The following is a 25,647-nucleotide window of genomic DNA, read 5'->3' as shown; positions in this document are numbered from 1 at the left end:
CGCCGCGCCGGCGTGGGCAGCGGACGTTTCACCCTCGCGTAACGGGTAAACAGGCGTGCCGGCGAGGCCGGCGGTTGAACAGCGTCACGGAGTAAGGGAGTGCGTGTCATGCCCGATCCGCTGCCCACCATCGTCCTCGTGCACGGCGCGTTCGCCGAGTCGGCGAGCTGGAACGGTGTGATCGAGCGGCTGGGCGCCGCGTACGACGTGGTGGCCGCCGCCAACCCGCTGCGCGGCGTTGCAGGCGACGCCGCGTACGTGCGGGACGTGATGCGCGGGATTGGTGGCCCGATCATCCTCGTCGGCCATTCGTACGGCGGCATGGTGATCACGCAGGCCGCAGCTGACGAACCATCGGTGCGGGCCCTCGTGTACGTCAACGCCCTCTGCCCGGACACCGGCGAGTCGGCGCTGTCGCTGTCCGGGAAGTTCCCCGGCAGCACGCTCGCCGAGACGCTGGTGCAGTACCCGGTGTCGACCGGTGGTAACGAGGTGGCCATCGGCCAGGACGCCTACCACGCGCAGTTCGCCGCGGACGTGTCGGCCGACCTTGCCGCGCTCATGGCCCGGACCCAACGGCCGATCACCGAACAGGCTCTGAGTGACGGGCTCTCCGGCGACCCCGCCTGGCGATTGTTGCCCAGCTGGTTCGTGTTCGGAGACGCCGACCAGAACATCCCGGTCGCCGCGCACAGGTTCATGGCCGAACGGGCCGATCCGCGGGGCCAGCGCGAGGTCGTCGGCGGCTCGCACGCGATGGCGGTGTCCCAGCCGAGCGAAGTCGCCGAGACGATCATCGAGGCCGTCCGCGTAAGCGGCTGACGGTCCTTCCTGGCCGTGTTCGATGACGTGCCAGACGCTGTCGTCCCGTTGGGCGAGATCGACGGTGATGAAGGGCGTGGCTGCCGTGCCACCTGCGCGGCACGGCAGCCACATCGGTGTCACCCGTTGTGCTTTTCCTGGCACGGCACACAGAAGCGAGCGTGCGGGAGAGCCTCAAGTCGTTCCGCCGGGATGTTCTGGCGGCACTTCTCGCAGGCACCGTAGGTGCCGTCGGCGATCCGGCTCAGCGCCCCGGTGATGTGCTCGATGTTCCGACGGGTGGCCACCAGCAGGGCGGCCCGGTTGTGGGCCTCGCTGGGGTCGCCGGTGTCCGCGTTGAGTTCGGTCAGTTCCCGCAGCCGAGCCGTCTGTGTGGCGAAGTCGTCCGCCAGGGACGCTCGTAGATCAGCGAGCCAACTGTGGTCGGCCGGACGATGATCGATGCTCATGGTCTGCCTTTCAAAAGAGGGGAAAAAGAAAAAGGGCCGAAGCTTGAGTAGCTTCGCCCTGGCGGTCGTTCTGGGTGCAACGGTTCCGCGGGAGGGTCTCGGCCGGTTCGCGCCGGGCTCGACAGCTTGTGTGTCGGCGCGATGTGCAGCGCCCGGACGACCGGCACCCGCATGCAGGCCGGACAGCGCGCCGCCGCCACGTGAACAGCGCCGACTGCCGCCACCTCAGTGACGGCAGGCGAGCGGAACGTCACCGGCGGCATGCCTCCACCATAGGGCGATGCCTGCCCTAAAGCCAACGTCGTCTGACGGGTAACGAGCCCGATCGCGGCCCGGCCGGGGAGAAGGCCGGCCACCCGTCCGGCGCCGGGCGTAACGCCGCCAGGTCCCGCTCGATCACCTCGGCGAGCAGGCCGGTGCGGGTGAGGTGCAGGTGGTGGCCGCCGTGGTCGGCGACCACCAGGCGCCGCTGCGGGACGAAGAGGTCCCAGTTGCCCACGGCCGCCGGGTAGTCGTCCAGCAGGATGTCGTCGCGGGCCAGCACGACGGTCGCCGGCGCGGCCACCCGGTGCGCGGCGACCTGCGAGAGGGCCCGCCGCAGGGCGTGGGTGGCCTGCGCGGTGTCGTACCGGAACGCCTCGACCAGGTCGGCCCGCGCCTGCTCACCGAGGCGGGCGATCTCGGCGAAACCGGTGCGGGCCACCAGACGGTCCAGGACGTCCGCCTGGCTCAGGTGCGCCACGTCGTCCGCGGTGTGGTCGGCCGGGTCGGTGGAGCGCAGCAGGTTCGCCAGGATGATGATCCGGTCCACCGGTACGCTGCGGGCCTCCAGGGCCCGGGTCAGGTGCAGCGCGGCCGGTGCGCCCGCACAGTGGCCCAGGACCAGAACCGGCGCGTCGGCGGCCCGCTCGGCGACCTCGTCGGCGAGTTGCCGCACCATCTGGTCCAGCGGCATCGGTGGCCGGGGGTCGGCCCGGGTGCGCCCGGGCAGCTCGACCCCGAAGACCCGGACCGGTACGTCGTGAGCGTCCAGGTTGCGGGACAGGGGTGCGTAGCTGACCCCCTGACCACCGGCGGACGGGATGCACACCAGCAGCGGGTTGGTGCCACGGCGGGCGCTGGCCGTGCCGCCAAGATCGACCAGCAGCGGGCGGTGCTGCACGGCTTCATCCCCGGCGCGGACGGTGGGTGCGGGACGTGGCGGTTCCGGAGGCAGCTCGGCGAGCAGGCCGTTCTCACCGGTAGGGGAGGGGTCGCGGAGGATGACGGTCGGTTCCATGGGCGCGTGGTCTCCCACCGGTCAGCGCGACCGAGTGAGGTGCCCGAGCCCGAGCCCGAGCCCGAGCAGCCGGTCGGCCTCGGCGGATCCGGCTCGGCGGGCCCTGACGCGCCCGGCCCACGCCTGGCTGATCTCACCCAGCTCGACGAACTGCCGGCTGAGCAGAACCCGGACGGATTCCGGATGGGCCGAGCCGCCGGTCAGCTTGCGATGGAGGTCGCGGTCCACGTCGCACGCCTCGCGCATCCGGTCGGCTCGAAACTCCAGCCGGTCCAGCACTGCGGTGAGCAGCCGGATCAGACCGTCGAAAAGGTCGAACAGCTTCAGCAGCCGGGCGCCGGGCTCGGTGGGAACCCGCGCGACGGTGCTGTGCTGGCCCAGGGTCAGGTCGACCGACAGGGCGATCAACCGCACCGTCCAGGCCCTGATCTGCTCCAGCACCGGCAGGGGCCGGGCCGGGGAGACTCCGGCGATCTCCGCGGGCAGGTCGAGGTAGCCGTGGTCGGCGTCGCCCCACACGATGAGGTCGGTGACGAGCCGGCTGAACGCCACCGCCAGCGTGGCGAGCTCGCCGGACGACTCCAGGATCCAGGAGCCGGAGACCACCGCGGTGAGCGCGTGCGGAGTGGGCGCGGTGCAGCCGAGCAGGCGGGCGATCCGGTCCCGGTCCCAGGCCAACCCCTGGTCGTTCATCTGAGCGGCGCCGAGCGCGGCGGTGTTGCTCAGGTCGTAGGTGTCCAGCAGCCGCCGCCCCGAGCACAGGGCCTGGTCGGCGACCACGGCGAAGTAGAAGCCCGGGGTGATCACCTGGGCGGGTTGCCCGACGAGGTGGCCGGGCATCGGCAGGTGCGTGGTCCGCCGGGCGAGCGCGACGGCGGACCGGCCGAAGGTGACCAGGTGGTCGCCGACGCGGGCCAGCCGGTCCCGGACGAACAGCGACTCGGCGCAGGCTCGTACGGCGTTGCGGTCGCGGCCGACGTGCCAGCGGACTGCCAGCCGGTCCTGGACGTAGTCCGCCAGCGCGGACGCCACGTCGGACCCCGGCCCGGGCCCCTGGAGCGCCACCGCCCGGCCCGCTTCGTGCAGCAACCGGCCGATGTGGGTGGCCTCGTCCTTGCTGAACTGGCGCATCCGCAGGTATTCCAGCAGCCGTATCTTCTCCACGGCGATGTACCAGGGCAGCAGATGCTCGCCGTCGAGGCGGGCCGGCGCCGGCTGGCCGAGCTCAGTCGTCGGGGTCATCAACCCCTCCTCCTTGTGCGATGAGGGTGGTCCGGGCATTCGGCCAGCCGTGCGAAGATTTCCGGCATGACAGACATTGCGTCGGCGCTGACCGACATCCGCGCCCGGATCGATGAGCTCGACGGTGAGCTCGTCGGGCTGCTCGCCCGGCGGGAGGCCCTGGTCCGGCGGGCGGCCCCGCTCAAGAGCGACCAGCAGGCGGTCCGTGCACCGGACCGGGTGGCGCAGGTCGTGGCCCGGGTCCGCACGCTGGCGAACGAGGCCGGCGCGGACCCGGACCTGATCGAGCGGATCTACCGCAGCATGATCCAGGCCTTCATCGACATGGAAACCGACGAGCACCGCCGGCTCACCGACGTCTGAGCTCGGCACGGCTCAGACCCGGACCGGCGCGGGCGCGGGCGCGGCGGCGGAACGACGGCTGTTGATCGTCTGCAGTGCCACCACGCCCAGCGCGGCCAGCACCAGCACCCCACCGAGGTAGCCCAGGTCCGCCGCCTCGATCCGGGCCAGCGCGATGCCGCCGAGCAGACCGGACAGTCCGATCCCGAGGAAGGTGGCCGAGCTGTTGAGCCCGACCGCCACGGCCGGCGCCCCGGCCGCGAAGGCCATCAGCCGGTGCTGCTGCGGCACGGTGAGCGCCCACGCCGCCACACCCCACACCGCCAGGTCCACGACGGCACCCGCGGTCGACCGCGACGCCAGCGGGAACAGCAGCAGGGCGGCCGCGAACGCGGTGAGCCCGCCGAGCAACACCGGCACCGGGCCGATCCGGTCGGTGAGCCACCCGCCGAGCGCGTTGCCGGCCATGCCGGCGACACCGAAGACGAGCAGGAACCCGGCGATCGCCGAGGCGGTCGCCGCTGTACCGCCGGACAACGCCAACGCCAGGTACGTGTAGAGCGCGAAGCCGCCGACGTAGTAGAGCACCGTGGTGACGATGGCGAGGAGCACCTGAGTGTTGCCCAGCACGGCGATCCGGGCCCGCAGCCCGGCGATCGGCGGCGCCGGTACGGCCGGTAGCACCAGCGCCAGCGCGACGAGCGCGACCAGCGCGAGGCCGGCCACCACCAGGAAGGTCACGCGCCAGTTCACCTGGATGCCGACGTACGCGGTGAGCGGCACACCCAGCACGGTCGCCACGGTGACACCGCCGAGCACCACCGCGAGCGCCTGGCCTCGTCGCTCCGGCGCCACCAGGGCCGCGGCACCGGCTGCCGCGGTCGGTGTGTACGCGGCCGCACCCGCCGCGGCCAGCACCCGGCTCAGCAGCAGCACCCAGAACACCGGCGCCACCGCGGACAGCACGTTGGCGGCCGCGAACAACGCCAGGGCGCTGAGCAGCAGGGTGCGCCGTGGCATCCTGGCCAGCAGGACCGCGGCGATTGGCGCGAACACCGCGAACGCCACCGCGAAGACCGTGACGAGTTGCCCGGCCGCGGCGACCGGCACGTCCAGATCCGCCGAGATGGCTGGCAGCACACCGGCCGTGACGAAGGTGTCGGTGCCGATCGCGAACGAACCGAGAGCGAGGAGATAGACCCGGCGCATGTCAGGCCGCCTCGAACTGGCGGACTCGATCGTGTGTGACCGCGCCACCAAGCAGGACCATCTCGATCCGGTCGGGCTCACCGAGCACGGTGATGTCGTCGGCCGGGTCGCCATCGGTGACCACCAGGTCGGCCAGCCGGCCGGCCGCCACCACGCCGGCGTCGTCACCCCGGCCGGCCAGCGCGGCACCGTTGGCGGTGGCCCAGCTCAGCACGGTCGGCGCCGGGATCCCAGCCACCTCCACATAGACACGCAGCTCGTCGTTGTAGGTGCCGTGCGGGGTCCAGGCGAAGCCGAAGTCGTCGCCGGGCACCAGCCGGATACCCAACTCCTGGGCCCGGGGCAGCAGCCACAGCGTGTTGTCGATCTCGTCCTGGAACTCCAGCTTCTCCAGATACTCCGGGGTCTTGCCGTGCTGCTCGCCGTACATCAGGAGCTGGCGGGGTTGGTAGAGGCTGGGCACCACGGAGATGCCGCGCTCGGCGATCTGCTCCAGGCACTCCTGATCGGCGTACGAGGCGTGGTCGATCACGTCGACGCCTGCCTTGATCGCGTTGCGGATGCCGTCGATACCCCGGGAGTGGGCCCGGACCCGTACCCCTCGGGCGTGTGCCTTCTCGACCACCGCCCGCAGCTCGTCGAGGGTGTAGAGCAGTTCCTTGCTCCTGGCGTTCGGGTAGGTGTCGTCGCCCGAGGAGAACGTCTTGATGATCTCGGCGCCCTCGTCGATCTCCTTGTCGGTGCGCTCGACCATCTCGGCGGCGGAGTCCACGATCGGCATCAGCTCGGCCGGGATGCGTCGCCCGACCTCGGGGTTGCGCCGGTCCGGCGGGGCCGAGACCATCAGGTCCCGGCTGCAGGCGGTGACCCGGGGCCCGGTGATGAGGCCCTCCGCGATGGACCGTTTGAGCGCCATGTCGATGCCACCCACCGAGCCGGCACCGACCATCGCGGTGTAGCCGAGCCGGAGCAGCCGCTCGGCGTTCGCGGCGGCGATCAGGGTTATCTCGGGCAGCGAGTACTTGAACATGGTGTCCCGGGCGGTGACCACGTCGTGGTACGCGACGTGGGCGTGGCCCAGGGTCATGCCCGGCATCACGGTGCGGCCGGTCAGCACACGGACGTCGAGGTCCGACGACGCGGTCGGCGCCTCGCCGACCGGCAACACCGCCTCGATCCGGTCGTCGCGGATCAGGACCGACCGGCCGGGCACCGAGGCGCGGCCGAGCCCCTCCTGGACGGTGACGTCGTGCAGCAGTATCGGGCGGGTGGCGGGTGTGGTCATTCTTCGTCCTCGTCGAGCGGAAGGTTGGTGAACAGCAGCCAGACGATCTGGGCGCCCGGCCGGTGGGAGAGCCAGTACAGGTCGTGGGCGTCGCGTCCGTGGTCGTTGGTCAACGCCAGGTCCGCGTCGCCTCGGGCCAGCGTCCGGGCAGCGTCCATCGTGGACCGGGCTGGCACCCAGTCGACGGCCCGGCCGCGCAACGCCGGCGGGCACAGCTCCGGGTAGAGCACCGAGACCTCGGACATGGTGGAGATGCGCAGGGGAGTCCGCTCCGGCGCCTCGCCCTGCCGGGCGGCCAGGCCGTACGTCGGTGTGGAATGAGCGAAGTAAAAGAGCAGCCGCAGCTTGGGATGCCAGTGGAACGCGGTGGCGTCCCGGTACGCGCTGGGCACCAGCGCCACCGCCGAGGCCCCACCGACCACGCTGTCCAGCACGGCGTCGAAGGTGGGGTGCAGCTCCATCCGCAGCTCGGCATGGCCCGCGCCGGTGAGACGTTCGGTCAGGTGCCGCGCGGCGTCATCGCTGCTGGTCCCGGCCGGCCCCAGCGTGCTCAGGGCCAGGCTGTCGCGTTCGCGCAGGACGGTGCCGAGCCGATCCAGCGACCGGGCGTAGGCGTCGCCGAAGGTCCTCACGTCGTGTACCCGCGCCCGGTCGCCATGGCCATCGCGACCTCCGTCTCGTGGTCCGGCGGGGTGCGCCGGTCCTGGATGCGGGCCGCCTTCCAGCTCACGAACGCACCCGTGCTGACGATCTGGTCGAGCTCGGCGACGATCTCCACGGTGGCCGGTACGCCGAACCGCTCGGCGAAGCGCTGCGGGATCCTGGCCTCGACAGACCGCCGGTTCCCGCCGCCGCCGTCGATCAGGTCGAGCCGCACGGTGACCCGGTCGGCACCGGCCTCGTCGGCGTCGATGACGATCTGGAAGCCGAGGCAGTCGCGTACCCCGTCCAGGACCGCCTCCTCCAGCTCGGCGGCGAGGAACCGGCCGCGGCCCAGCTCGATCCGGTCGAGAACCCGGCCCACCACGTCGAGCCGCGGGCCCTTGAGCTCGCAGTCGCAGCTCTGCTCGCCCAGCCGCACCAGGTCGCCGGTGCGGTACCTGATCAGCGGCTTGAGGCCGTCGATCAGGGTGGTGACACACAGCTCGCCGGTGCCGGTGCTGCCGATCACGTCACCGGTGTCCGGCTCGATCAGCTCCGCCACGTAGTTCGGCGCGGACAGGTGCATGCGCTTGTTCTTGCAGGTGGTGCCGATGACGAAGGCTTCCTGCGAGCCGTACAGGATGTTGTAGGTGTCGACGCCCCAGACCGAGTCGATGTTGGCGGCCAGCGCCGGGGTGCACATCTCGCCGGTCAGGAAGAACAGCTTGACGTTGAAGTCCCTGGCCAGGTCGTAGCCGTAGTACCGGGCCGCCTTCGCCAGGTTGAGGCACACCCCCGGAGTGCAGCAGATGACCTCCAGCCGCAGGTCCTTCATCAGCTGCAACGCCTTCTGAAAGCCGATCACCGGCGAGTACGGCCAGATCTTGGCATTGCACGAGCCGACATTGCGGGCGACGTCGCCGAGCGTGTCGCCGAAGGAGTGCACCTCCGTCGGCCCCATCAGGCCGATCGCCGGGCGCCGGTCGCCGAAGTGGTGTCGGAAGATGCTCCGCCAGCTCTCGGTGACGTGCGTGTTGCTGGCGATCACCTCCTTGGCGTCCCGCGGGCACGGGGTGGCCCGGCCGGTCGTACCGGTCGTCTCGTAGAAGAACGTGCCCTCGCTGACGTCGCCGCTGAGCACGTCGAACATCTCCCGACGCAGGTCGGCCTTGGTGGTGAAGGGCAGCCGCCGCAGGGTCGTGGTGGTCACCGCCGCCGGGTCGACACCGGCCAGGTGCCGCCGGTAGAACGGGGACCTGGCCTGGCTGTGGGCGACGACGACGGCGAGTCGCCGGTCGTACCAGTCGTACCAGTCGGCGTCGGTCATCTCCCCGGCGTAGTACCGGTCGCAGACGGCCAGGTACTCCTTCAGGAAGTCCTGGTGCTCGGGTTCGGTGGGCAGCCACATGGTCGGCGCCTTTCTCGGTCGATCCGCGGCCGGCGGTCTACGTCGGCCGGCCGTGGTGGAAGGGGTCAGTGCAGGCCGCCGTTGACGTCGACGACCGCCCCGGTCATGTAGCTGGCGGTCGCGGAGGCGAGGATGGTGATGACCGCGGCGATCTCGCCGGGCCGGGCGAACCGGCCCAGCGGGATGCCGTCCAGGTAGTGGGCCTGCCGGTCGGAGGGGATGCGGTCGGCCATGGCGCTGTGCACGATCCCCGGCGCGACGGCGTTGACCCGGATCCGGTACGGCGCCAGCACCCCGGCCAGGCTCCGGGTGAGGGCGATGACCGCACCCTTGGAAGCGCCGTACGCGGCGTCCGGGCTGCCGGTCTGCCCGCTGACCGAGGCGACGTTGACGATCGCCGAGGGCCGGTCACCGCCTGCCGCGACGACCTGCCGGGCGAACGCCTGGGCACACCAGAACGCGCTCTTGACGTTCACCGTGAGCACCTGGTCCAGCTCCTCGACGGTGGTGTCGAGGAAGTCGCGGGCCAGGTAGACACCGGCGTTGTTGACCAGCAACACCGGTCCGCCGAGCTCGGCGGCAACCTCGTCGAACGCCGTGACCACCGCCTGCGGATCGCCGAGATCGACGGTCAGATGCCGGTGACCGGCGCCGGCGGCGGGCGGCCGCACGTCGAGGCCGGCCACCGCGTACCCGGCGGTGGCGAGGTGCTCGCAGGTGGCCGCACCGATGGCCCCGGAGGATCCGGTCACCACCGCGACCCGGCTCACCGGAGCACCCGCTCGTTGGTGGCGGGGACCGGCAAGCCGTGGCCGGTGATGCGGCGGTGCTCGTGCAGGAGCTGGATCAGATCGGTCATCCGGTCGACCAGGCGGGTGACGGCGTCGACGCCCTCCCGGTCGGCCAGCGCCTCGCCCCGCTCACCGGCGTGGATGACCGCCGGAAACCCGCTGCCGGCCAGCAACATCCGGTTCAGCATGACGTTGTGCAGCAGTTGCGCGTGGACGTCGACGTGCGAGTAGCGGCGGCCGACCACGACCACCCCGGCCACCTTGTTGGTCAGCGGCCGTTCGAAGCGCAGGTAGCCCACCCCGGCCCGCTCGATGAACTGCTGCATCATGCTCGCCGTGCCGAACCCGTGCACCGGGGTGGCGTAGATGATGCCGTCAGCCTCGACCATCCGCCGCACGATGTCCGGCATGTCGTCGCGCAGCAGACAGGGCTCGGTACGGGTGTTGCACTCCCCGCACGGTCCGCACGAGGTGAAGGTCTTACGGGCCAGCCCCACCACGTCGAGCCGGACGCCCCGGGCGGCGAACCGGCCAGCCGCGTACTTCAGCACCTCCGCGGTGTTGCCGCCGACGCGCTCGGAGCCGTTGATCGCGACGACCGTGGGTGCGCCGCCCATGTCAGTGCCTCTCCGGCTGCCGGTTACGCAGACCCGGCAGGTGGCGGTCGATGAAGGAGCGGAAGATGTTCAGCCCGCTGGTGGTGCAGATGCTCTCCGGATGGAACTGCACCGACTCGATCGGCAGGACGCGGTGTCGCAGCCCCATGACGTAGCCGTCGTCCTCGGCCCTGGCGCTGATCTCCAAGGTGTCCGGGACGGTGTCCTCCTCGACGATCAGCGAGTGGTACCGGGTGGCGGAGAACAGTTGTGGCTGGGCGGCGAAGCAGCCCCGCCCGTCGTGCAGGATCCGGCTCGTCTTGCCGTGCATGAGGTGCTTAGCCGGGCGGACCACCCCGCCGAACGCGGTGCCGATCGCCTGGTGGCCCAGGCAGACCCCGAAGAGCGGGATCCGGTCGGCGAACGTCTCCACCAGCTCCACGTGGCCGGACTCGGTCGGGTGCCCCGGGCCGGGGCCGAGCACCAGCAGATCCGGCGCCTCGTCGGCGATCCGCTGCGGGCCGGCCTCACCGCTGCGCAGCACCATCGGCTCGGCGCCGAGACCGCGCAGGTACTGGTGGATGATGTAGACGAAGCTGTCGTACGCGTCCACGACGATGGTCTTCACAGCAGTTCCTCGCCCGTGACGGCCCAGACCGTCGCGCTCATCTTGGCCAGCGTCTCGCGCCATTCCCGGCTGGGTACGGAGTCGGCGACGACCCCGGCGGACGCCCGGGTGCGATAGGTGGTGCCCTCGCCGAAGACGGTCCGGATGGCCAGGGCCGTCACCATCTGACCGGTGAAGTCGATGAGGCCGAAGGCGCCGGCGTAGAGGCCGCGGCGACTGGACTCGGTCTCCTCGATGATCTCCATGGCCCGGATCTTCGGCGCGCCGGTCATGGTGCCGGCCGGGAAGGTCGCGGTGATCACGTCGTACGCGTCGGTGTCCGGCTCGAGCCGGCCGGTGACGTTGGAGACCAGGTGGAAGACGTGGGAGAAGTCCTCGACGACCATCATCTCGTCGACCTCGACGGTGTCGGTGCGGCAGATCCGCCCGAGGTCGTTGCGGCACAGGTCCACGAGCATGACGTGCTCGGCGATCTCCTTGTCGTCGGCGCGCAACATGGCGACGCGGGCCTCGTTCTCGGCCTGGTCGGCGCCCCGGGGCGCGGTCCCCGCGATCGGCCGCATGGTGATCGTGTCGCCCTCGACCCGGACGAACAGCTCCGGGCTGGAGCCGATCACCGTCCGTCCGGCGATGGGCAGCAGGCACATGTACGGCGAGGCGTTGCGCTGCCGCAGCCGCCGGTACACCGTCAGCTCGTCGACGTCGCTCTCGATCCGCAGCTCGTGGCCGATCTGTACCTGGTAGATGTCGCCCATCGCGATGTGCTCCAGGCACGTGGCGACGTCGGCGACGTACTGGTCCTCGGTGGTGCTGTCGGTGATCGACCGGGCCGGCGGCACCGCCGGCAGGTCGGCCTCGGTCTCCGTCGCCGCGGCCAGGGCGGCGGTCACCGCCCCGGGGTCCATCGCCGGCCAGGCGTCCGACTCGTGCACCAGCACCCGTGCGCTGCCGTCCTGCAGGTCGAACTGGACCTGGCCCTGGTAGAGCACGAGGGTGACGTCCGGCGGGCAGTCGGTGTCCTCGATGCGGTACGGCAGCTTCTCGATGTAGCGGACCGTCTCGTAGCCGAAGAAGGCGAGGAAACCCAGCCCCGGCTGTGGTGTGCCGCCGGTGTCGAAGCGGTCCTGCACGGCCCGGATGAAGGTCCACAGGGCCGGGTCGTCCGGCAGGCGCAGGCCGTCGGCGGTCCGGACGAGCGCGTCGGCTTCCACGCCGGCGGCTTCGGCGAGGTCCCGCAGCGCCGGCTCGCCGCTGATCCGGACCGCACCCCGGTACACCGAGATCTCCAGCAGCGGCTGGAAGCCCACCGACGCCGAGCGCCGGTCCGACGCCGGGCCGGACAGCGATTCGAGCAGGTAGAGGTTGGACGCCCCGAACATCGGGCGCAGCGCGAGGTAGGCCGCGAGCGGGTCGGCGCAGGACGCGGCGTGCCGCCGGGTCCGTACGCTCACCCGGGACGCGCCCGGTGGATCGGAAAAGGGCATGAGAGGTCCTTCAGAGAATTCGCGAAATGAGGGGACGAACTGTTCGGGGGCCGGTCCGCGTCATTGCGGAGGCTTATCGCCGAGAGCGGAATTGCATGTCGCGAGGTGTCAAGCCGTTGCCGCTGTCAGATGAATGCAATACGCGTAAACGTCATCCCGCCGGTACCGCCACGGTGCTATTCGGTCGAGCGGGCAATGCCTGCCGGGCGGCGACCGCGGCCAGCGCCGCGACCAGCCCGCACAGCAGCCAGAACGGCGCACCCACCACGGCCCAGACCGCGACGCCGAGCGGCGGGCCGATTGCCGCGCCCAGCCCGAACATCGCCTGCGCCGCGCCCAGGTAGCGGCTGCGAAGTGCGACCGGCCCGGCCTGCGCCGGATACGCGGTCAGCGTGGGCGAGCCGACCACCTCCCCGAGCGACCAGACCAGGGTGGCGACGACCAGCCCGGCGACCCCGAGCGGCAGGGCGTACGCGCTGAGTCCCGCGCCCACCAGCAGGATGCCGCCGGCGGCGGCCAGGCGGGCCGGCCAGCGCTGCACCCACCGGGTGACCGCCAGTTCGAGAAGGATGACCACGGCCGCGTTGACCGCCACGCAGGCGCTGTAGACCGCCGTGGGGAAACCCGACTCGCGCATCGCCAGCGGCAGCGTGGCGAGGTACTGGTTGTAGACCGCCGCGAAGCCCAGGATCGCCAGCAGGAACAGCGTGAACCGGCGGTCGGCGAGCAACGCCCGGTAGCCCGCGGCCGGAACGGCGGGGGAGTCCGGGACGGCCGCCAGGGACGCCGGCCGGTCCCGTGGCAGGGACAGCCCGATCGCCACCACGCCCAGCGCCGCGACGGCCTCCACCCAGAACAGCGCCGAGTACGACACGGCCACCAGCGCCGCCCCGATCAGCGGCGCGGCCGTGGTGCCCAGGTTGGTGGCGAGGCGGTACATGGCGAACACCAGCACCTGCCGCTCGGCGGGCGTGTACCGACTGACCACCTCGGCCGCCGCCGGCCGGTAGAGCTGGCTGGCCGCGCCGACCGCCACCACCACGGCCAGCAGCGCCGGATACCCGGGGACGTAGAGTGCCGCCACCGTGCAGAGCGCGGTCGCCGACATGCTGGTCATGACGGCGAGCCGGCACCCGACGGTGGCCGTCAGCCAGCCGCCGCCGAGCGTACCGAGCACCGCGCCGGCGCCGAGCGCACCCAGCGCCGTGCCGGCCTGGACCGCGCTGTAGCCGCGTTCGGTCAGGTAGAGCACCAGGAAGACCTGCAGGAAGCCGCCGAAACGGTTGACGGCGATCCCGGCGATCACGGCCTTGACGGGCCGGGGCGATCCGCGCCAGGTGACCAGGATCCCGTCGGCCGGTTTCGTGGCGCTCAACGTGCTCATCAGAGTGCGGCCAGGGCGGGCACGGCGGCGGTCAGGTGCACCGCGGACTCGGCGCGGTCGAGGATGTGTTCGCAGGCGGTGACGCTGTCCCCGGCGGCGACCAGGACCGCGTACCGGCCGGTGTGTGAGGCGGGCGGCAGCTCCAGGCGGTGACCCGGGCCGGCCAGCACCCGGGCCAGGACGATGCCGGCCGGCAACTGCTGCCGGTCGATGGTGACGGTCTCGACCACCGTCTCCACCTGCGGGTAGAGGAACCGCACGGCCGCGGCGGCATGGCCGGGTCGGGCCGGTGCCGGGCGCTCGCCGAGGGCGAGCGCGGCAGCGGCCAGCCCGGCGTCCGCACCGGTGGTGAGCCGACCGAGGTACGAGATGAGGTCGCCGCCGCTGCGGGCGTTGACCTCGACGAGCCGTGGACCGGACGAGGTCAGCCGCCACTCCGAGTGGGTCCAGCCGTGGGTGATGCCGACAGCGGCGTGCACGAGGCCGAGCACGCGGCGCAGCTCCGGGTCGCCCACCAGCACGTCGTCGCGCTCGACGCTGTGCCCCACCTCCTCGAAGTTCGGCAGCGGGCTGAGCTGCTTGCGAGCCACGTACAGCGGGGTGGCGACGCCGTCCCACACCAGGGTGTCGACGCTGATCTCCGGACCGTCGAGGTATTCCTCGACCAGCACCGCTGAGGCGAAACGCTCCCGGACCTCGGGCATGGTGATCCCCCGGGTGGCCGGGAAGATCGCGGTCAGTTCCCGCTCGTCGCGGGCCAGTCGGGTGCCGGTGCTGCCGACCAGCGCCCGCGGCTTGATCACGACCGGGTAGCCGATGGCCCGCGCCGCCGCGACCGCCTCCGGCAGCGTGTCGACCAGCGTGGACACTGGCTGCGGGCCGCCCGCCGCGGCGACCGCCTGCCGGGTGGCGTGCTTGTCCCGGCAGGCCAGTACGGCGGCGGGGGACAGGCCGGGCAGGCCCAGGTGCCGGGCGACCGTGGCCGCGGCGAGGATGCGGGTCTCGTCCCAGCAGACGATCGCGTCCGCCCCGATCCGCCGCGCCGCCTCGGTCGTCGCGTCGATGTCGAGCGTGTCGACCACGGTGTGGCCGGCGGCATGGTCGAGCTCCCAGGTGGGTTCGTGATCGATGAGGAGCCAGACCCGGTACCGGGCACCGACCGCCTCCAGCATGTGCCCGCGGGTCTCCAGGTCCATCGGGCAGATCACCAGCAGAAGCGGTGACGACGTCGACATGGTGGTGCCCCTTTCAGCCGTGGATGACGGCGCTGCCGGCCGGAAAGAGCGCGCGGACGGCGGCGACCGCCGCGCCGAACCGCCCCTCGCTCAGGCCGGGCACGCCGAAGGCGTAGAAGATCGGCCGCGTGGTCCCGGGCTCGATCCGGGTACGCCGGTCCGGGCCCTGGAAGAGCGATGCCACGATGCCGGTGGCGTCGCGGACCACCGGCTCATCGGCCCGGCACACCACCGTGTCGCGCATGCCCGGGAAGGACTCACCCTGCTGCGCCAGATCGAAGGTCAGATCACCGTCGACCCGTGCCCCGTCCTGCACACCGAGGAGCACGCCGGTGGTCATCTCGGCGTGGAGCAGCGTGCGCACCAGCGGTGGCACCGGCGGCAGACCCTTCTTGCGGGTGCTGGCGAACTGGCCGGGCAGCGGGCAGCGGAAACCACCGGCCCGGAAGAACGCCTCGGTGGTAGCGATGTCCTGAGCGATGCGCTCGTGCTCCGCCTCCAGCGTCGCCGCGACGCTCAGGGCGTCGGCCCGCTCGGCAAATCGATCATCGAGCACGATGTTATTTACCACGGCGAATAGCAGACCGGGGAACCGCTCGCGCAGCGCTGCGCTTCGTTCCGCCTTCATGTCAATTCCATTCCATTCACTGAGACGACGGTGCGGCATTCTTCGGTTTGCCGGGCCGGTGTATGGTCGATGAGCGTCAACGCGTACCTATCTTGGTGTCGCCGGAGGCTACCCATTGGTCCGAATTGATCACCGATCCTTTGACCATTCCCGAGGCGCGAGGCGGCCGCTGGGCGGCCAGATAGGGAAACCCGGCCGTACCACCGGATCCACATGCGTCCTCGGGCAGGTAGCCGGGATTCTGCCGTCCGGCGAGCTGCCGGGTGTGGAAGGCACGCCAGGCGCGTACCCGCTGGTCCAGGGTGATGATCTCGTCGCGCAGGAGCAGTTCCTCCGGCGTCTCCCCGAGCCCGGCCACCACCTGCACCAGCGGCACGAAACCCGGCCGGTCCAGGGTCAGCACGTGCCGTACCTCCGGTGTGGAGTCCAGTGCCTCCACCTTCTCCGGCAGCACACCGTAGAGATGGGCGTCCAGCATCTGCCAGCTCTCGCACTGCACCGCGCTGGCGTTGCCGGTCTGCTCCCGGAAGCTGTGGAAGTGCGCGGGCGGCATCGCCCGTACCGATTGGAAGATCTTGATCAGCGGGTGGGCGAACTGCGCCGCCGCCCGCACGTGGCCGGTGGCCGAGGCGAGGCGGCCCGCGGCCACCGCGGCCAGTGCCTGACGCACGCAGAGCAGCGCTCCCCAGAACAGGCACTCGCCGAGCTGGATCTGGCTGAGGAAAGCGACCTCGTCGTAGCAGGTGGTCTGCGGGAACAGCAGCAGCCGCTCGATCGCGGCGGTCCCGGAGCGGTCCCGCGCCACCTGTCGGAGGGTCCGGTCGCCGCTTGGCATGGTCAGCCAGCGCGAGCCGACCACCCGGCCACCCAGCCGGCCGGGAACCAGCTCGCGCATCTCGGCCAGGATGAGGTAACGGTTGCGTGCCACCTCGGGGGAGAACTCGCGCTTGTCCAGGTCGCTGATGCCGGCGAGCGCGGCCAGCTCGAACTCCAACTGGGCTTCCAGGATGCGGCGGAAGACCAGCCAGATGTGGGCCCGCTCGGCGCGCGAGGCGGTGTTGCCGTCCACCCGCAGCAGGTGGCGCAGCAGCCCGACCGAGGCGTACTGCTCGTACCGGGGCTTGTCGTGTGTGAGCAGGTATTCCTGGGCGTCCAGGAACAGGCCGGCGGTCTCGGCGGCGTGCCTCGTGCCGGGGCTGAGCCGCTCGGCGTCCTTGCGGACCGCCGCTGTGGCGTCGGTCAAGGCCCGGATCTGATCGACCAGGACGGCGTCGCCGCGCAGCGCGTCGCGTCCCTGTCGGTGCGACCGGTCGGTGTAGTCGGTCAGGTCGAAGGTGTCGAGCCGGGTCCACAGTTGCGTTGTGTCGGTCATCCGCTTACCCCCGATGGCCTTTGTGCGGACGGCACTGCGATCGCGCTTCCGGCAGCGTTGCCGGCGCGAGGATCGGCCTAAGGCATGTCCAACGTGACTCTGCCGGTGTCCGGACCGGCGGAGCGAGTTGTCCGTACGAATCCGGACGCCATCACCACCACGGGGGAAGCACACGATGAACAGCGACGACCAGACCCGGCAGCCACCGCCCGATCCGGGCCGGCCACACTCCGTCGACGAGTTCGCCGGCGTCCTCAAAACACTGTGGACCTGGGCGAACATGCCGTCCTACCGGGTGCTCGCCAAGCGCATATCGTCCGACGCGGAGGCTGTCGCGGTCTCGCACAGCACGGTCGCGGACATCTTCAAGCCGGGCCGCCGTCGCCTCGACCTCGACCTGGTGGTCCGCCTGGTCCGCGCGCTCGGGCTGTCGCCCGCCCAGGTCACCGTCTGGCGTGACGCGTGCGTAGCCGCGCACGCCGCCACCCAGCGTTCCGAGTCGGTGGAGGCCCTGCGGCAGTTGCCGCCCGAGCTCGCGGCCTTCGTCGGCCGGGAGCGCGAGCTGACCGAGCTGCGGTGCGCCATCGCCGAGGGCGGGAACACCGCCGACCCCTGCGTGATCGCCGTCGAGGGCATGGCCGGCATCGGCAAGACCCAGTTCGCCATCCACGCCGCGCACGAGCTGGTCCGCGCCGGCCACTACGCGGACGTGCAGTTGTTCACCAACCTGCGCGGCTTCGACCGGCACCGCGCCCCGATCGACCCGAGCGAGGTGCTCGACTCGTTCCTGCGCCGGCTCGGTGTGCCCGGCTCCCGGATCCCGGCCGACCTCGACGGCCGGGCCGCGATGTACCGCGACCGGCTGGACGGCCGCGCCGCGATCATCGTGCTGGACAACGTGGCCGACGAGGACCAGGTCCGAGACCTGCTGCCGACCGGTCCGCGCAGCTTGACGATCATGACGAGTCGGCGCAGCCTCGCCGGCCTCGCGCACGTGCGCCAGCTCGTCCTACCCGCGTTCAGCCCCGACGAGGCCCTCCGGCTGCTGCATGCCACCGCGAGCGCCGACAAGGTGAACGCGGACCTGCGGGCCACCACCGAGATCGCCGAGCTCTGCGGCCACCTGCCGATCGCGGTGGCCCTGGCCTCGCAACGGTTGCGGGCCCGCAGCTCGTGGACCGTGCAGAACCTGGTGGACTACCTGCGGACCCACGGGCTGGACGGGCTGTCGGCGGGCGGCAGCACCGTACGGGCGGTGTTCGAGCTGTCCTACCGCGAGCTCGACGCCGAGCAGGGACGGCACTACCGGCTGCTCGCCCTACACCCGGGCGACGCGCTCACGCCCGGGTCGGTGGCCGCCATCACCGGGCTCGCCCCGGCGACGGCGCAGGCGTTCCTGGAGTCCATGCTCGACCAGAACATGCTGCAGCAGCGCGGTCCCAACGCCTACGAGTTCCACGACCTGCTGAGGGCGTACGCCCGGGACCTGGTGATGCAGGAGGACGAGGCGACCCGCGAGGCATCGTTGACCCGCGTGTTCGACCACTACCTGGCCACCGCGACCGCCGCGATCCGCGAGCTCTACCCGTACCGCGGGATTCCGGACCAGGCGACCGGTCGGGCAGAGTACTTCCCGCACCCGGACGCCCGGACCTGGCTGACCGATGAGAGCCCCAGCCTGCTGGCCGTGGCCCGCAGCGCGGGCCCCCGCTACACCGTCGAGATGGCCGGGATCCTCGGTCACCACCTCCAGGCCGGCGGGCACTTCGGCGTCAACGAGCAGTTGCAGCTCGCCGCGACCGCGGCGGCAAGCGACCTCGACGACCTGACCGGGCGCAGCACGGCGCTGCTCAACCTGGGCGCCAACTACGCCTGGACGAGCTTCCACGCCGACGCGCGCCGCTGCCTGGCCGAGGCGCTCGACGGCTTCCGCACCCTGGGCGACCGTCGCGCCGAGGCCGAGGTGCTCAGCACGATCGGGCTCTCCTACGACATGTCCAGCGAACTGCTGGCCGGGGTGCGCCACTACACCGAGGCCCTGATCATCCTGGCCGAGCTGGGCGACGAGGCCGGCGAGGGCAGGGTGATGTGCAACCTGGGCTTCGCCTGCGAACGCCTGGGCCGGTACGAGGAATCACTGACCTGGTCAGAGCGGGCGGTGCGGCGACTGCGAGCGATCAATGCCCGGGTCGCCGAAGGTCGGGTGCTGACCAATCTGGGTCGCAGCCTCGCGTGGACCGGCCGGATCGAGGAGGCGGCCCGCATGCTGGAGCAGGCCCTGGAACTGAGCCGCTCGACCGGCGACCGCACGGGCGAAGGCGCGGCACTGATGGGCCTGGCCTTCGTGCACGAACGGGCTGGCCGGCCGTCGCGCGCGATCCCGCTGCACCAGCAGGCACTGGAGATCTTCGACAGCACCGGCAACCGGGCCGACGAGTGTCGGGCGATGAGCCGGACCGGCACCTGCATGCTGGACCTGGGAGAGATCACCGAGGCGATCGCGGTGCTGACCCAGGCCCTGGACTGCAGCCGGGTGATCGCTGACCGGGTGTTGCAGGCGGAGGTGCTCAACAGCATGGGGGTGGCGCTGCTGCGGGTCGGTCATCCGGATCAGGCGCTGGAGTGCCACCGGGAGGCTGCCGAGCTCACCGCGATGACCGGGGATCGCTACGAGGCGGCTCGGGCGCAGCGGCACCTCGGAGACACCTACGCCGACCTGGGCGATCTGGTGACGGCGAGGGAGCAGCTGGAGTGCGCGTTGCACGAGTTCCGCGAGATGGGGCTGTCCGAGGGCGATGAGGTGCGGTCGGCGCTGGAAAGGTTGGCTCCAGCCATGCCCAACCGGTCGGTACGGCTGCCTCGCGAGGTGGGTCTGGTGCCGGCGGTTGCGCACGGGGGTGGGGAGCGGAAGCGCAGAATCTCCTGAGGTTCCAGCCAGGGTGTGTGACGGGGGCGAGCAGCCATCGGTACGCACCCGTGGGGGACTCACCCTCCTCGAAGAGGAGGGTGAGTCCTCGCCTATGCCGGGACTGCCTGCGGATCACCCGCGGCGTCATGGGCGGCCATCGTCTCCTGCCGGCCGGATTCCTCGCGCAGGATGGCGGCGTGCAGCCACTTCTCCGGGATGCCGAAACCGTCCACGAGCGTCCGCATGTGCGTGCGCAGCTCCTTGAGCAGGCCGTTCACCACGCCAGTGACCGCCTTCGAGCGGGCCGGCGTGAGGCGGCCGTGCTCCAGGAACCATCCCTTGTTGGCCTCGATGACACTGAGCGCGTACAGGTCACAGACGCGGGAGAGCAGCGCCCGGACCGCCGGGTCGGCGGTGTCCTCGATGCCGGCGACGAACGCCTCCAGGGTGACCCGGTCGATGTGCGCGGTGGCAACGGCGAGGACGTGGTCCTGGACGTCGTTGAAGATGTCGAACGGGCGGTCCTTCTTCGTGGCCGCGCCGTTGCGAAGGCGGCGGACCGCCCCGTCGAGGAGGTGCCTCTCGCGGTCCTCGAAGACCTTGAGCTGCCAGCCGCGGTCGGTGACGGCGACCTCCTCGTCGCGGCCGGGCACGGCGCCGATCAGCCGCTCGATGAGCGACCGGGCAGCGGTGCGCTCCAGCACCATCTCGCGGACGTGTTCGGCGACGAAGGAGGCGCGACCCCAGCCGTCCAGCGAGCCGAACTCGTCCCGGTAGCCGGTGAGCAGCCCCTTGGCCACCAGCTGCAGCAGCACCGTGTTGTCGCCCTCGAACGTGGTGAAGACGTCGGTGTCTGCCTTGAGACTGGGTAGCCGGTTCTCGGCCAGGTAGCCGGCGCCGCCGCACGCCTCGCGGCACATCTGGATGGTGCGGGTGGCGTGCCAGGTCTGCGCGGCCTTGAGACCGGCAGCCCGTGACTCCAGCTCCCGTTGCCGATGCTCGTCGACCGGCCCGCCGCCGCCCTGCACCTCAGCCAGCGTGGTGACCAGCTCGGCTTGGGCGAAGTGCAACGCGTACGTGGTGGCCAGGGCGGGCAGCAGCTTGCGCTGGTGGGCCAGGTAGTCGTTGAGCAGCACCTCCCGGGCCGCGTCGGGCGTGTCGAACTGGCGGCGGATGTCGCCGTAGCGCACCGCGATGGTCAGCGCCGACTTGGTGGCCGCCGACGCGGCACCGCCCACGCTCACCCGGCCGCGGACCAGGGTGCCCAGCATGGTGAAGAAGCGCCGGGCGTCGTTCTCGATCGGGCTGGAGTACGTCCCGTCCTCCGCGACCTGACCGTACCGGTCCAGCAGCATGTCCTGTGGCACCGTCACGTGGTCGAAGCTGAGCCGTCCGTTGTCCACGCCGAGCAGGCCGGCCTTGGGCCCCGCGTCGCCGATGGTCACGCCGGGCAGCGGCTTGCCCTGCGCGTCGCGGATCGGGACCAGCCACGCGTGTACGCCGTGCCGCTGCCCGTTGGTGATCAGCTGCGCGAAGACCACCGCCATTCGCCCGTCCCGGGCGGCGTTGCCGATGTAGTCCTTGCGGGCGGCCTCGTGCGGGGTGTGCAGGTCGAAGGTCTGCGTCTGCGGGTCGTACGTGCAGGTGGTGCGCAGCTGCTGGACGTCGGAGCCGTGGCCGGTTTCGGTCATCGCGAAGCAGCCGAAGATCTTGCCCGAGATGATGTCCCGCAGATAGGTGTCGTGGTGCCGCTGGGTGCCGAGGGCCGCCACCGCACCGCCGAACAGACCCCACTGCACGCCCGCCTTGACCATCAGCGACAGGTCGACCTGCGCCAGCATCTCGCTGGCGACGATCGAGCCCCCCACGTCGGATCTGCCGCCGTACTCGCGGGGGAAGGCCGACGCCATCCCCAGCTCGGCGGGGAGTGCGGTGAGGAGCCGGGTGATCCGCTCACGTGCCTGGTCACCGGTCTCGCCATAAACGGGGAGGAAGCGCGCGTCGAGCTGATTCCGGTGCGCGTTGCGGACCTCGGCCCACGGTCCGTCGAGCACTTCCCGCAGGCGAGCGAGGTCGATGTGGCCGGACGCGTAATCGGACATTGTCACCCCTCGGCTGGCGGACATATGGGTACAGTCTGTACCCGATCAAGGGTACGGCCCGCTGCGGTGACCCGCTGAGCAAGACCGCGGTGAGACGGGACACCATCGCCGAGCCGTGCCGGCCGGTCCCCGCACGAGGACGCTCACCGGCAGAAAATGATCGCGGGCCGCCCAGTGTCAGATTGCGGTGCTGACCCTGCGTCTCTCCCGCCGCATCGGCGGCAGCTCAGGAAACCTCCGACGAGCTATGGCCGCCCGGGAACTGCCAGCAGGGCACGTTCTGTGTCTGGCCCAACTGGGCCTACCCGGCGCCCGCCCCCGTGGAGACTCCGTCCCTGGTGACCAGCAGCGAGTGGTCGGGCAGTGTCCCGGCGTTGACCTGCTACAACTACACGTCCCGAAACGTCGACATGGAATTCGTCATCAGCTCGAAAGCGTCGCGCCAGCGGATCCTCCGCCGGTCCCCCGCGCGCAACCTGAGGTGACCGCGGATCCGGAGATGCAACGACCACAGTGGAGGCGCGATGGCAGCGTCTGTCCACTTCGCGACAGCGATTTTCGTGAGGCCCTCAACTGCCGCACTGCTAACTTCTCCCGGTCCCCCTCGGCCCAATCAGCACAGGGAGCACTATCCGTGGAGTGTGCGACTCCGGCTGCCCTCGGGCTCCGCCGGGCATCGACGAACGCCGTGAGTGGAGTCGGCCGATGATCGCCGACGACCTCCGTCCCTACTGGGCAGAAGTCGGCCAGCGCTGGGACCAGACCGTCAAGATGGTCAACACTGCCACTGGTGACTCGCTGCCGCGAGGGGTGGTGGTCGAGGAGGTGAAGCGAGCGCCGCTGATGGCCGAGGTCACGCCGATCATGGTCGTCGGCGACCGGTTCGCCGGCAAGAGCGCGCTTCTCAACCGGATGGTCGGCGGCAGCGGATATGTCCCCCGCCGTACCGAGGACCACAGCACGCACTCGCTCGTCATTCGCGGCCGCAAGCGGCGTATGCACGCGACCGTGGTGGTCACGCCGGGCCAGCAGTTCGGCGACGAGTTCGCCAACGGAGACATCGACGCGTGGGATGCCATGCTCGAGCCGCCGAACTATCCCGCCGGTGTCATTTACGTGGTGGCCGAGCGGATGACGCGGCCGTGGACGCCTGACGAAATCAACATCGTTGAGCAGCAACGCCGTGTGGCCGAGACGGAGCAGCGGGCAGCGCTGGCGCGCGAACTCGAGAGCGCCTGGCGTGACACTCTCGACCACGAGCCGTCGGAGGAGGAGGTCAACGCCAACCGGCCGGCGATCGACGAGGAGGTGGGTCGCCGGATCCCGTCCCAGTCCGAGCAGTACTGGCAGCGGAGCCTGGACAGCGAGTGCCGGCACTTTGAGCTGATCGCTCGTCGGCTCCTCACGTGCTGGAGAACCGGCGCGATCGCCGAGGACCTCTGGCTCGTCATTGCCGTCACGAAGGCTGACCTCCACTGGCGGGACCGGCTCAACGACCTCAAGCGCTACTACATCCCCAGCCCGGGCGTGCCGCTGTCTCCGTTCGGCGAGCGACTCACCGAGTTCATCCACGGGTTCGGCTCTGGTCCGAGGCCGCGCCTGGCGATCGTCCCCATCGCCGGCCGGCGGGAGAACTTCAGCGTCCTGCCCTCGGTGGCAGAGGCGACCTCACAGCTCGACGACATCAAGTTCGACGCCTTGCAGCGCACCTTCAACAACACGGTCGGAGAATTCTGTGGGCTCGAGATTTGACGGGGACCCGCAACACACGTCAGGTGACGACTTCGATCGCGCACTCGCGGACGCCGAATCGCTCCTGACCAATGTGGACAGCACTCGCGACCGCCTCCGGCGCTACCTGCTTGTCGAGGGTGTGGCCGTGGCCGTCATCCTGGCCGCGGGCCTCTGCGCGCTGATCGCCGTGCTGCCCCACTACGGGGGCGCGGTGGCGACCGCCGCGGCGTTCGTCGCGCTACCCGCGGTGCTCGTGCAGGTTCTGCGCACGAGGGTACGGGCGCCGCTGTCCGCCGAGATCTACCGGGACGAAAAAGTCATGGCGGGGTTGGTGAACATCTTGCGCGAGCTCTTCCCCCTGCTCGCCGAAGGTGAGAGGTGGACGCAGCTCAGGATCACGCAGACGCGGATGCGGCTCGGCCGGTTTCCGATCGAGCCACGGGGCCGGCGATGAAGCCGGCCGGCAGCACCAAGCCTCCGCAGCAGAAGGCGTGGCTGGAACGCTGGGGCGCCTACCTCGGCATCGGGCTGGCGGTGTTCAACGGACTGTTTCAGGCCGGACGCAACCTCGCGACCAATGCGGCGAGCCTGGCCGCCCTCTTCAACGACCGCTTGGCGGTGGGGAGCCTCTTCGTGGCGGCGCTCTCCCCGCTCCTGGCCGGCGGCGCGACGTTCGGCTACGGCGTGATGTACCGCAGGAGCCAGCTCTACGCCTTCGCACCGGAACGGCGGTCGCGCAGGATCGCCATCCTCCGCACCGGGATCGTCCTCCTCGCCATCGGCGTGCTGGCCGTGATCGCCTTCATGATCTTCTGGGCGATCTACCGGTAGTCGACACCTCCTAGCGGCGGGCGGATACCTCGACGATCTCGGCGATCGCCTCGAACGGGTTGTACTGGCGGATCTCCTTGGCCATGATCCCGGCCTGGGGGCGGTAGCCCGGGTCGTGCAGCACCGTCTGCACCGCGGTGCGCAACTCGGTCACCTCCGGCACGCCGGTGCGCAGGTTGACGCCGGTGCCGCTCCACTCGACGCGGGCGGCCACCTCCGGCTTGTCCTCGCTCGCACCGGCGACCACCAGCGGCACTCCGTGATACAGGGCGGTCTGCACCCCGCCGTAACCGCCGTTGGTGACCAATGCGTCGGCGTGTGGCAGCAGCCGGTCGAACGGCACGAAGCTGGTCAGCCGCACGTTGTCCGGCACTTCGGTCAGGGCCCGGCGTACCAGGTCCGGCCCGTCTTCCCGGACGGTGGCGGCCACCACGAGGACATCCAGGTCGGCGAGGGCACGCACGGTGGGGATGACGAGGTCGTGCAGATCGGTGTTGGCGACGGTTCCCTGGGTGACGACCACCACCGGCCGGCCGGCCGACAGTTCGGGCCACCATTCCGGCTCTACGTAGTCGCCGCTGGAGGCGGGAGGAAGCGTACCGACGAACTGGAGGTGCTCCGGCAGGTCGCTGCGGGGGTACTCGAAGCTGGGCACGGTCAGTTGCAGGTAGTGGTCCGTACGGCGGAAAGGCGCGTCGAAGAGGTAGCCGCGCATCGTCACGCCCAACGATTCAAGGGTTGCCTCGCCGAATCTCTGCAGCTCGGCGAAGACCGGTGTAGACGACCACCTCGTGACCACGCCTGACCAGGTCCGCCGCGACCGTGAGGACCGGGCTCACGTGTCCCTGGAAGGGAGTCGCTCCAACTATTACCCTGGCCATTCGAGTCTCCCCATGCATGCGTACACCGATCAGGACTGCCGTGTTCCTTGGTCGTCCGCCACCTGAATGATCGTCTTTCCGGGTGTGCGGCGGCCGTGGCGGGCGAACGCGGAGGCCGTTTCGGACAGCGGTCGCACTGCCGGCCACTCCAGCTCTCCGGGGGTGAAGCCCGCGGCGTGCACTTGCACGATGACGTCGTTCTCCGCAGCGTGGGGGTAAGGCATGTCGGCCAGGGTGAGGCCACCAATACCCGCGTCACGGTCGCGCACGGTGATTGCTCGCATGCTCGAATCCTCTCAAGAACGTTCATTCGTCGTGCTGACTCGTGTGATGTCCGGTCAGCTCGGCCGGGGCGAACCAACGACGATCTCCAACCCCGCGATGACCTCTGGCTC

At 70.8% G+C, this 25,647-nt stretch carries 24 protein-coding genes; 6 read left to right on the top strand and 18 right to left on the bottom strand.

The window, feature by feature from the left end:
* Nucleotides 1-108 precede the first annotated feature (108 nt).
* A complete protein-coding gene (locus tag ABZT18_RS24685) occupies nucleotides 109-822 on the top strand; it encodes an alpha/beta hydrolase (RefSeq protein WP_354996554.1) in 714 nt (237 codons plus the stop codon).
* 119 nt (nucleotides 823-941) lie between these two features.
* On the opposite strand, the gene ABZT18_RS24680 is transcribed toward ABZT18_RS24685, so the two are convergent.
* From ABZT18_RS24680 to ABZT18_RS24670, 3 genes are all read right to left on the bottom strand, one after another.
* Entirely contained in the window at nucleotides 942-1,271 is a 330-nt protein-coding gene (locus ABZT18_RS24680) for a TraR/DksA C4-type zinc finger protein (protein ID WP_354996553.1), read from the bottom strand.
* Between the two features lie 289 nt (nucleotides 1,272-1,560).
* Entirely contained in the window at nucleotides 1,561-2,550 is a 990-nt protein-coding gene (locus ABZT18_RS24675; RefSeq protein ID WP_354996552.1) for a thioesterase domain-containing protein, read from the bottom strand.
* A gap of 21 nt (nucleotides 2,551-2,571) precedes the next feature.
* A complete protein-coding gene (locus ABZT18_RS24670) occupies nucleotides 2,572-3,792 on the bottom strand; it encodes a lyase family protein (protein WP_354996551.1) in 1,221 nt (406 codons plus the stop codon).
* A gap of 66 nt (nucleotides 3,793-3,858) precedes the next feature.
* Between ABZT18_RS24670 and ABZT18_RS24665 the strand changes: the two genes are divergently transcribed.
* The gene (locus tag ABZT18_RS24665; protein ID WP_354996550.1) at nucleotides 3,859-4,155 is read left to right on the top strand and encodes a chorismate mutase; all 297 of its coding nucleotides are present in this window, start codon (nucleotides 3,859-3,861) and stop codon (nucleotides 4,153-4,155) included.
* A gap of 12 nt (nucleotides 4,156-4,167) precedes the next feature.
* On the opposite strand, the gene ABZT18_RS24660 is transcribed toward ABZT18_RS24665, so the two are convergent.
* The 12 genes from ABZT18_RS24660 to ABZT18_RS24605 form a co-directional block, all read right to left on the bottom strand.
* Nucleotides 4,168-5,343, bottom strand: a complete 1,176-nt coding sequence (locus ABZT18_RS24660; protein ID WP_354996549.1) for an MFS transporter — start codon at nucleotides 5,341-5,343, stop codon at nucleotides 4,168-4,170.
* A 1-nt stretch (nucleotide 5,344) separates the two neighbouring features.
* On the bottom strand, nucleotides 5,345-6,628 hold the full coding sequence (locus ABZT18_RS24655; RefSeq protein ID WP_354996548.1) for an amidohydrolase family protein: 1,284 nt from the start codon (nucleotides 6,626-6,628) through the stop codon (nucleotides 5,345-5,347).
* The gene (locus ABZT18_RS24650) at nucleotides 6,625-7,260 is read right to left on the bottom strand and encodes a prephenate dehydratase (RefSeq protein WP_354996547.1); all 636 of its coding nucleotides are present in this window, start codon (nucleotides 7,258-7,260) and stop codon (nucleotides 6,625-6,627) included. Before ABZT18_RS24650 ends, ABZT18_RS24655 begins: the two co-directional genes overlap by 4 nt.
* On the bottom strand, nucleotides 7,257-8,678 hold the full coding sequence (locus tag ABZT18_RS24645) for a phenylacetate--CoA ligase family protein (RefSeq protein ID WP_354996546.1): 1,422 nt from the start codon (nucleotides 8,676-8,678) through the stop codon (nucleotides 7,257-7,259). Before ABZT18_RS24645 ends, ABZT18_RS24650 begins: the two co-directional genes overlap by 4 nt.
* Nucleotides 8,679-8,743: 65 nt before the next feature.
* Nucleotides 8,744-9,448: an SDR family oxidoreductase gene (locus ABZT18_RS24640; protein ID WP_354996545.1), complete on the bottom strand. Its 705-nt coding sequence runs from the start codon at nucleotides 9,446-9,448 to the stop codon at nucleotides 8,744-8,746.
* Nucleotides 9,445-10,086 (bottom strand): flavodoxin family protein, encoded by a 642-nt coding sequence (locus ABZT18_RS24635; RefSeq protein ID WP_354996544.1) that lies wholly within the window; start codon nucleotides 10,084-10,086, stop codon nucleotides 9,445-9,447. Before ABZT18_RS24635 ends, ABZT18_RS24640 begins: the two co-directional genes overlap by 4 nt.
* 1 nt (nucleotide 10,087) lies before the next feature.
* The gene (locus ABZT18_RS24630) at nucleotides 10,088-10,693 is read right to left on the bottom strand and encodes an aminodeoxychorismate/anthranilate synthase component II (RefSeq protein WP_354996543.1); all 606 of its coding nucleotides are present in this window, start codon (nucleotides 10,691-10,693) and stop codon (nucleotides 10,088-10,090) included.
* The gene (locus ABZT18_RS24625; protein ID WP_354996542.1) at nucleotides 10,690-12,177 is read right to left on the bottom strand and encodes an anthranilate synthase component I family protein; all 1,488 of its coding nucleotides are present in this window, start codon (nucleotides 12,175-12,177) and stop codon (nucleotides 10,690-10,692) included. The genes ABZT18_RS24630 and ABZT18_RS24625 overlap by 4 nt, the downstream gene beginning before the upstream one ends.
* A 151-nt stretch (nucleotides 12,178-12,328) precedes the next feature.
* Nucleotides 12,329-13,552: an MFS transporter gene (locus ABZT18_RS24620; protein ID WP_354996541.1), complete on the bottom strand. Its 1,224-nt coding sequence runs from the start codon at nucleotides 13,550-13,552 to the stop codon at nucleotides 12,329-12,331.
* A gap of 8 nt (nucleotides 13,553-13,560) precedes the next feature.
* On the bottom strand, nucleotides 13,561-14,796 hold the full coding sequence (locus ABZT18_RS24615; RefSeq protein ID WP_354996540.1) for an ATP-grasp domain-containing protein: 1,236 nt from the start codon (nucleotides 14,794-14,796) through the stop codon (nucleotides 13,561-13,563).
* 13 nt (nucleotides 14,797-14,809) lie between these two features.
* The gene (locus ABZT18_RS24610) at nucleotides 14,810-15,424 is read right to left on the bottom strand and encodes a hypothetical protein (RefSeq protein WP_354996539.1); all 615 of its coding nucleotides are present in this window, start codon (nucleotides 15,422-15,424) and stop codon (nucleotides 14,810-14,812) included.
* A gap of 76 nt (nucleotides 15,425-15,500) precedes the next feature.
* On the bottom strand, nucleotides 15,501-16,796 hold the full coding sequence (locus tag ABZT18_RS24605) for a hypothetical protein (protein WP_355252552.1): 1,296 nt from the start codon (nucleotides 16,794-16,796) through the stop codon (nucleotides 15,501-15,503).
* Nucleotides 16,797-16,971: 175 nt separating this feature from the next.
* On the opposite strand from ABZT18_RS24605, the gene ABZT18_RS24600 reads away from it, so the two are divergent.
* Nucleotides 16,972-19,722, top strand: a complete 2,751-nt coding sequence (locus ABZT18_RS24600) for a tetratricopeptide repeat protein (protein WP_355252549.1) — start codon at nucleotides 16,972-16,974, stop codon at nucleotides 19,720-19,722.
* Between the two features lie 92 nt (nucleotides 19,723-19,814).
* Here ABZT18_RS24600 and ABZT18_RS24595 read toward each other — a convergent pair whose 3' ends face one another.
* Nucleotides 19,815-21,806, bottom strand: a complete 1,992-nt coding sequence (locus tag ABZT18_RS24595; RefSeq protein WP_355252546.1) for an acyl-CoA dehydrogenase — start codon at nucleotides 21,804-21,806, stop codon at nucleotides 19,815-19,817.
* Nucleotides 21,807-22,511: 705 nt separating this feature from the next.
* Here ABZT18_RS24595 and ABZT18_RS24590 point away from each other — a divergent pair.
* From ABZT18_RS24590 to ABZT18_RS24580, 3 genes are all read left to right on the top strand, one after another.
* Nucleotides 22,512-23,558, top strand: a complete 1,047-nt coding sequence (locus ABZT18_RS24590; RefSeq protein ID WP_355252544.1) for a hypothetical protein — start codon at nucleotides 22,512-22,514, stop codon at nucleotides 23,556-23,558.
* Between the two features lie 127 nt (nucleotides 23,559-23,685).
* Nucleotides 23,686-23,994, top strand: a complete 309-nt coding sequence (locus ABZT18_RS24585) for a hypothetical protein (protein ID WP_354996533.1) — start codon at nucleotides 23,686-23,688, stop codon at nucleotides 23,992-23,994.
* Nucleotides 23,991-24,371, top strand: a complete 381-nt coding sequence (locus tag ABZT18_RS24580) for a hypothetical protein (RefSeq protein WP_354996532.1) — start codon at nucleotides 23,991-23,993, stop codon at nucleotides 24,369-24,371. The genes ABZT18_RS24585 and ABZT18_RS24580 overlap by 4 nt, the downstream gene beginning before the upstream one ends.
* Nucleotides 24,372-24,381: 10 nt before the next feature.
* Here ABZT18_RS24580 and ABZT18_RS24575 read toward each other — a convergent pair whose 3' ends face one another.
* Nucleotides 24,382-25,092 carry a nucleotide disphospho-sugar-binding domain-containing protein gene (locus ABZT18_RS24575; RefSeq protein ID WP_354996627.1) on the bottom strand — a complete coding sequence of 237 codons (711 nt, stop codon included), beginning with the start codon at nucleotides 25,090-25,092 and terminating at the stop codon, nucleotides 24,382-24,384.
* A gap of 189 nt (nucleotides 25,093-25,281) precedes the next feature.
* Nucleotides 25,282-25,536, bottom strand: a complete 255-nt coding sequence (locus tag ABZT18_RS24570; protein WP_354996531.1) for a hypothetical protein — start codon at nucleotides 25,534-25,536, stop codon at nucleotides 25,282-25,284.
* Between the last annotated feature and the right edge of the window lie 111 nt (nucleotides 25,537-25,647).

The sequence above is a fragment of the Micromonospora sp. NPDC005291 genome (genome assembly GCF_040607415.1).
Lineage (GTDB): Bacteria > Actinomycetota > Actinomycetes > Mycobacteriales > Micromonosporaceae > Micromonospora.
Note: the sequence above shows the minus strand (reverse complement) of the source record. Positions and strands in the feature narration are given on the sequence as shown.

Excerpts from the sequence above, each read along its gene's own strand:
- ABZT18_RS24685 (WP_354996554.1), top strand. The coding sequence starts at position 109 with ATGCCCGATCCGCTGCCCACCATCGTCCTCGTGCACGGCGCGTTCGCC.
- ABZT18_RS24680 (WP_354996553.1), bottom strand. The coding sequence starts at position 1,271 with ATGAGCATCGATCATCGTCCGGCCGACCACAGTTGGCTCGCTGATCTA.
- ABZT18_RS24675 (WP_354996552.1), bottom strand. The coding sequence starts at position 2,550 with ATGGAACCGACCGTCATCCTCCGCGACCCCTCCCCTACCGGTGAGAAC.
- ABZT18_RS24670 (WP_354996551.1), bottom strand. The coding sequence starts at position 3,792 with ATGACCCCGACGACTGAGCTCGGCCAGCCGGCGCCGGCCCGCCTCGAC.
- ABZT18_RS24665 (WP_354996550.1), top strand. The coding sequence starts at position 3,859 with ATGACAGACATTGCGTCGGCGCTGACCGACATCCGCGCCCGGATCGAT.
- ABZT18_RS24660 (WP_354996549.1), bottom strand. The coding sequence starts at position 5,343 with ATGCGCCGGGTCTATCTCCTCGCTCTCGGTTCGTTCGCGATCGGCACC.
- ABZT18_RS24655 (WP_354996548.1), bottom strand. The coding sequence starts at position 6,628 with ATGACCACACCCGCCACCCGCCCGATACTGCTGCACGACGTCACCGTC.
- ABZT18_RS24645 (WP_354996546.1), bottom strand. The coding sequence starts at position 8,678 with ATGTGGCTGCCCACCGAACCCGAGCACCAGGACTTCCTGAAGGAGTAC.
- ABZT18_RS24635 (WP_354996544.1), bottom strand. The coding sequence starts at position 10,086 with ATGGGCGGCGCACCCACGGTCGTCGCGATCAACGGCTCCGAGCGCGTC.
- ABZT18_RS24625 (WP_354996542.1), bottom strand. The coding sequence starts at position 12,177 with ATGCCCTTTTCCGATCCACCGGGCGCGTCCCGGGTGAGCGTACGGACC.
- ABZT18_RS24615 (WP_354996540.1), bottom strand. The coding sequence starts at position 14,796 with ATGTCGACGTCGTCACCGCTTCTGCTGGTGATCTGCCCGATGGACCTG.
- ABZT18_RS24610 (WP_354996539.1), bottom strand. The coding sequence starts at position 15,424 with ATGAAGGCGGAACGAAGCGCAGCGCTGCGCGAGCGGTTCCCCGGTCTG.
- ABZT18_RS24605 (WP_355252552.1), bottom strand. The coding sequence starts at position 16,796 with ATGACCGACACAACGCAACTGTGGACCCGGCTCGACACCTTCGACCTG.
- ABZT18_RS24600 (WP_355252549.1), top strand. The coding sequence starts at position 16,972 with ATGAACAGCGACGACCAGACCCGGCAGCCACCGCCCGATCCGGGCCGG.
- ABZT18_RS24595 (WP_355252546.1), bottom strand. The coding sequence starts at position 21,806 with ATGTCCGATTACGCGTCCGGCCACATCGACCTCGCTCGCCTGCGGGAA.
- ABZT18_RS24590 (WP_355252544.1), top strand. The coding sequence starts at position 22,512 with ATGATCGCCGACGACCTCCGTCCCTACTGGGCAGAAGTCGGCCAGCGC.
- ABZT18_RS24580 (WP_354996532.1), top strand. The coding sequence starts at position 23,991 with ATGAAGCCGGCCGGCAGCACCAAGCCTCCGCAGCAGAAGGCGTGGCTG.
- ABZT18_RS24570 (WP_354996531.1), bottom strand. The coding sequence starts at position 25,536 with ATGCGAGCAATCACCGTGCGCGACCGTGACGCGGGTATTGGTGGCCTC.